Annotated in this window: 6 protein-coding genes; 4 read left to right on the forward strand and 2 right to left on the reverse strand. The window is 73.1% G+C overall.

The features are described from left to right. From AB7U92_RS20970 to AB7U92_RS20985, 4 genes are all read left to right on the forward strand, one after another. Positions 1 to 127: transglutaminase family protein (locus tag AB7U92_RS20970; protein ID WP_428581593.1), on the forward strand; the 127-nt coding region annotated here is incomplete at its 5' end. 21 nt (positions 128 to 148) lie between these two features. Then, complete coding sequence (locus AB7U92_RS20975) at positions 149 to 2623, forward strand: circularly permuted type 2 ATP-grasp protein (protein ID WP_428581578.1); 2475 nt, start codon at positions 149 to 151, stop codon at positions 2621 to 2623. Further along, positions 2620 to 3507 (forward strand): transglutaminase family protein, encoded by an 888-nt coding sequence (locus AB7U92_RS20980; RefSeq protein ID WP_428581581.1) that lies wholly within the window; start codon positions 2620 to 2622, stop codon positions 3505 to 3507. Before AB7U92_RS20975 ends, AB7U92_RS20980 begins: the two co-directional genes overlap by 4 nt. A gap of 121 nt (positions 3508 to 3628) precedes the next feature. After that, the gene (locus tag AB7U92_RS20985) at positions 3629 to 3883 is read left to right on the forward strand and encodes a hypothetical protein (RefSeq protein WP_428581584.1); all 255 of its coding nucleotides are present in this window, start codon (positions 3629 to 3631) and stop codon (positions 3881 to 3883) included. Positions 3884 to 3888: 5 nt separating this feature from the next. On the opposite strand, the gene AB7U92_RS20990 is transcribed toward AB7U92_RS20985, so the two are convergent. Then, positions 3889 to 4221, reverse strand: coding sequence for a YkgJ family cysteine cluster protein (locus tag AB7U92_RS20990; RefSeq protein ID WP_428581587.1), 333 nt, complete (start codon positions 4219 to 4221; stop codon positions 3889 to 3891). Between the two features lie 4 nt (positions 4222 to 4225). After that, a partial coding sequence (locus tag AB7U92_RS20995; protein WP_428581590.1) for a protein kinase domain-containing protein occupies positions 4226 to 5423 on the reverse strand: 1198 nt, incomplete at its 5' end.

The raw sequence follows: 5423 nt of genomic DNA on the forward strand, positions 1-5423 counted from the left end.
CCGATCTGAAGCGAGGCGGCTGGCGCGCTTCTTCCGGCTCGGCCATACGCCGGGCGAGATGCGCGTCCCCCGCGAAGAGAGGAATCCCGACTTCCCGTTCACCCTGGACCTGCGGCGACAATCCTGACATCGCCCCGCCCCAGAGCCGATGCCGCTGAGATCCCTGCTCGCCGCCTATGCCGCGCAGAGCGGCCGTTACGACGAGCTGCTGGCGGCGCAGCATGCGCCACGGGCGCACTGGCATGCCTTCCTGCACGCGCTGGCGGGCCGCGGATCGGGCAGCCTGGCCGACACGCTGGCGCTCACCGAGCGCGAGGTGCGCGAGAACGGCATCACCTACAACGTCTATGCCGATCCGCAGGGCATGGACCGGCCCTGGGAGGTCGACCCGCTGCCGCTGCTGCTGCCCGTCCAGGAGTGGCGCGAGATCGAAGAGGGCATCGCGCAGCGCGCCGAGCTGCTCAACCGCGTCCTTGGCGACCTGTACGGCGAACAGACTCTCCTGAAGTCCGGTGCGATCCCGCCGGCCGCGGTGTTCGGCCACGCCGGCTGGCTGTCGCCGGCGCTGGGCATCCGGCCGCCCGGCGGCGTGCACCTGTTCCAGTACGCCGCCGACCTGGCCCGCTCGCCCGACGGCCACTGGTGGGTGGTGGGCGATCGCACGCAGGCGCCCTCGGGCGCGGGCTATGCGCTGGAGAACCGGCTGGTGATCTCGCGCGTGTTCCCGCAGATGTTCCGTGAGCTGCGCGTGCAGCACCTGGCCGCCTTCTTCGCCGCACTGAAGGAGTCGCTGCTGCGCTGGGCACCGAAGGGCGGGCCGGGTGGCGACGCGCCCCTGATCGCGCTGCTCACGCCCGGCCCCTACAACGAGACCTATTTCGAGCATGCGCTGATCGCCCGCTACCTCGGCATCGCGCTGGTCGAAGGCAACGACCTCACGGTGCGCGACGGCTGCGTGTGGATGAAGACGGTCGAGGGCCTGCAGCGCGTGCACGCGATCCTGCGCCGCCAGGACGACGACTACTGCGACCCCCTCGAGCTGCGCTCCGACTCGGCCCTCGGCGTGGCCGGCCTCACCGAATGCGCGCGGCGCGGCAGCGTGCTGATCGCCAACTCGCTGGGCTCGGGCGTGCTCGAGTCGGGCGCGCTGCTCGGCTACCTGCCGGCGCTGAGCGAACGCCTGCTCGGCGAGCCGCTGAAGCTGCCCTCGGTAGCCACCTGGTGGCTGGGCGAGCCGGCGGCGTTCGCGGATGCCTGGAAGCGCCTCGACCAGGTGCTGATCAAGCCGATCGAGCGCTCCTCGCGCGAGCCCTCCGTGTTCGGCGTCGACCTCGATGAGCGCGCCCGCGCCGCGCTGCGCGAGCGCGTGGCCGCACGCCCGCAGCGCTACGTGGCGCAGGAGTGGGTGCATGTGTCGCAGGCGCCGGTGCTCGAGCGCGGCGCTCATGGCCGCGAGCTGCTCTCGGCGCGCACGGTGGGGTTGCGCGTGTTCGCCGTGGCCACGCCCGACGGCTACCGTGTGATGCCCGGCGGTCTCGCCCGCGTGGCCGGCGAGGGCGAGCCGCGGGTGATCGCGATGCAGCGCGGCGGCCGCTCGAAGGACACCTGGGTGCTGTCCGACGCGCCGGTCAACGCCTCGTTCTCGCTGCTGACCACCACGGTCACGCCGGCGGCGCTGGTCAGCTCGCGCGCCAACCTGCCGTCGCGCACAGCCGAGAACCTGTTCTGGTTCGGCCGTTACGGCGAGCGCGCCGACGCCGCGATGCGGCTGCTGCGCGTGGCCATCGCGGCGCAGCTCGACGACGAAGGGGCCGATGGCGGCAGCGCGGTGCTGGCGCTGTGCGCGCGGCTCGGCCTGATCGATGCGGACGACGAGCCGGCCACCGCGCTGCTGCGCGCCGCCACCCACCCCGAGGGCGCGCTGGCCGAGCGGCTGCGGCAGATCTCGCGGGTGGCCTTCAACCTGCGCGACCGCATGTCGGCCGACCACTGGCGCACCATCAACCAGCTGATCGGCGACCCGGTGTTCCAGCGCGGCTCGCCGTCGGTGGCGATGCGCCTGCCGCTGGCACTGGCCTGGCTGGACCGCGGCGTGACGACCATGGTCACCCTGTCGGGTTTCGTGCTCGACGGCATGACCCGCGGCACCGGCTGGCGCTTCCTGTCGATGGGGCGGCGCATCGAGCGCCTGTGGAATCTCGCCGCGGCGCTGCAGGTGGCCACGCGCGAAGGCCGCGACCAGGGCCTGGAGTGGCTGCTGCAATGGGCCGATTCGTCGGTGACCTATCGCTCTCGCTACCTCGTGGCGCCCGAGTGGCTGCCGGTGCTCGACCTGCTGGTGCGCGACGAACTCGTGCCGCGCTCGCTGGCCTTCCAGGTCAAGGGCCTGGCCGAGTACGTGGAGAAGCTGGAGGTGCGCCACGGCCGCTTTGCACTCGACGTGGTGGCGCCGGGGCAGGCTGCGCTGGCGGCGCTGACGCCGGCCGACCTGCACCCGGAGAGCGAGGCGCTCGCCGCGCTGCTCGACCAGCTGCAGCGCATGGCCGGCAATGTGTCCGACGAGCTGACGCTGAAGTTCTTCTCGCACGCCGCGTCGCGCAGCGTGCTCTCGCTGGTCGCATGAGCACCGTTCGCTATCGGCTGGAGCACGAGACGCGCTACGCCTACGACGCGCCGGTCTCGCAATCGTGGCAGCGCGCCCGCCTGACGCCGCGCAGCCTGCCCTGGCAGCGGCTGCTGGCGCATTCGATCGAGATCGACCCGCGCCCCGACGAGCGCCACGACGGGCCCGACGCTTTCGGCAACACCGTCACCCACTTCGGGCTGCACGGCGCGCACCGGCAGCTGCGCGTGCGCATGCGTGCCGAGGTGGAGGTGGGCGCGCGGCCGCAGATCGTGCCCGGGCCGGCGCAACCCTGGGAATCGGTGCGCGACGCCCTGGTGCGGCCCGGGCCGCCGCCCGATCTCGGCGCGGCGCGCATGGCCGAGGCGACCGCGCTGCTGCCGCTGTCGGAGGCCGCGCGCCAGTACGCTGCAGCGTCGCTCGCGCCCGGGCGTGACTGGCTGGAAGCCGTCACCGCGCTGATGCGGCGCATCCATGCCGACTTCGAGTTCGAACCCGGCGCCACCACGGTCAGCACCTCGGTCGACGAAGTGTTGCGCGAGCGGCGCGGCGTCTGCCAGGACTTTGCCCACCTGATGCTGGCCGCGCTGCGAGGCTGGGGCTTGCCGGCGCGGTACGTCTCCGGCTACCTGCTCACCGAACCGCCGCCGGGGCAGCCCCGCCTGATGGGGGTCGACGCCTCCCACGCCTGGGTGGCCGCCTGGTCGCCGCGGCACGGCTGGGTGGAGTTCGATCCCACCAACGACCAGCTCGCTGACCCGCGCTACATCACGCTGGCCTGGGGCGCCGACTTCGCCGACGTGGTGCCGCTGCGCGGCGTGATCCTCGGCGGCGGCGCGCAGGCGATGGACGTCGCGGTCAGCGTGGTGCCCGTGTCGGCCTGAGGTGGCGCACCCCCGCGCGAGGGGGCGGGCCGGGGGACATCGGCCGGGTGACACGCGAGGGCGATGGTGCGCGCATCGCCGCATCGGGAGACTGGCTCCAGCCAACACGCTGGAGGACACCATGGCCCGATTGATGACCCGCCTGGCCGACCTGTGCCGGCAACGCGCCCACGACGAACTGTTCCTGCGCCGCTTCCGCATGATGCGTCCCGGCGATGACGAGGAGGCGGCCGGCCCCGGCTGGTACGAATCCAGCCGCGAGCTGCGCCTCGGCCTGGAGGTGGAAGAGGGCCACGACGAGCGCATGCTCGCCGAGTGGCAGGCGGCGCTGCAGCGGCCCGGACCGGTGCTGCGCCCGGCGACGGGCCCGGCCTGAACGGCTCAGCCGGCCAGCGGCGGCAGCCCGTGGCGCGCCCGGGCGCGGGTGCAGGCGTCGTCGCCCAGGCCGAGTGGCGCGCGCAGCCCGAATTCGCGGCATGGCGACGGCCGCCACTCGTAGATGCCGCAGTGGGCCCGCTCGCCCACCATGCCCACCAGGGCGGCGCAGCGTGGACGGGCATGGTCGGTGCCGCGCATGCGGCAGGTGCGGTCGTTGACCTCGACCGCCAGGCCGTCGGGCACGCGGCCGCCGCGCAAGTCGAGCTCCTCGACGGCGAAGTCGACGCGGAAGCTGGCGCAGCAGGCGCCGCAGCGCGTGCAGGGGTTGTCGTCCACGGAGTCAGTCTTCCGCCGCCGCGCGCACGACGGTGACGGTGCAGTCGCACTGCGCCACCACCTCGGCCGAGACGCTGCCGAGATAGCGGCGCAGCCCGCCGCTGCTGCGCGCGCCCATCACCACGTGGTCGACCTGGTTCTTGCGCGCGTAGTCGACGATGGCCGAGGCCGCGTCCGGCGCCTCGAGCACGTGGTAGGTGATGCGGCCGGCCTGCAGTTCGCGCTGCGGCTCCAGCGCACGATGCAGCGGGTGCGCCCAGTGCTTGAGCTTGACCAGCAGGTTGACGTGCTTGCTCGAGCCGTCGGCCTCCAGCAGCTCGTCGGTGGCGATGCGGTTCGTCTTCATCACCGCCAGGCAGGCCAGCCGCGCGCCGGGTTCGGTCTGCAGCAGGCGCTGCACGGTGTGGCGCACGGCCTCCAGCAGCGCCGGCGTGGCGCCGGCCACGTCCACCGCCGCCAGCAGGATCGGGCTGCGCTCGGTCTGCTCGGCGGCGCTGGCGATGGCCACCGGCTCGGCGCCGATGGCCGACAGCCACCGCTTGATCGTGCCCAGGCCCCCGGCCTTCTTCTGCATGCGCTCGGCGCGTTCGGTGAGCTGCACCTGCTGCGGATGCTGCAGGTCGAAGGCGAGCTGCGCGGCGGTCTGGTGGCGATCGGCCGGCTGCACGGCCAGGCAGCGCAGGATGATCTCCTGCAGCCACGGCGGGAGGTCCGGCCGGTGCAGGCGCGGCGGCACCGGCTCGCGGTACAGGCGCTGGCGCAGCCCGCGCACCGTGTTCGGGTTGCCGAAGGGCCGCTCGCCGGTGGCCAGGTGGTACATCAGCACGCCGAGGGCAAACAGGTCGCTGCGCGCGTCGTTCCGCACGAACTGCACCTGCTCGGGCGACATGTAGGGCCCGGTGCCCATCGGCAGCTCGAACTCCTCGTCGAGCAGGTCGGGCAGGCGGTCGTGGCGCGACAGGCCGAAGTCGACCAGCACCGCCTCGCCCTGCGTGCCGTCCGCGTTGCGGCGGAACATGATGTTGCTCGGCTTCACGTCGAGGTGGATGACGTGCTGGCGATGCAGGTCATGCAGCGCGGTGGCCACCTTGATGCCGACCTGCACCACCTCGTCCAGTGGCAGCGGCGCCGCGTCGAAGCGCGCGCGCAGCGAGGCGCCGGGGATGTGCTCCATCACGATGTAGGGCTGGCGAGTGAAATCG

The sequence above is a fragment of the Piscinibacter sp. genome (genome assembly GCF_050175855.1).
GTDB lineage: Bacteria > Pseudomonadota > Gammaproteobacteria > Burkholderiales > Burkholderiaceae_C > Piscinibacter.

Coding starts and splice junctions, on each gene's coding strand:
- AB7U92_RS20980 (WP_428581581.1), top strand. CDS start 2,620: ATGAGCACCGTTCGCTATCGGCTGGAGCACGAGACGCGCTACGCCTAC.
- AB7U92_RS20975 (WP_428581578.1), top strand. CDS start 149: ATGCCGCTGAGATCCCTGCTCGCCGCCTATGCCGCGCAGAGCGGCCGT.
- AB7U92_RS20985 (WP_428581584.1), top strand. CDS start 3,629: ATGGCCCGATTGATGACCCGCCTGGCCGACCTGTGCCGGCAACGCGCC.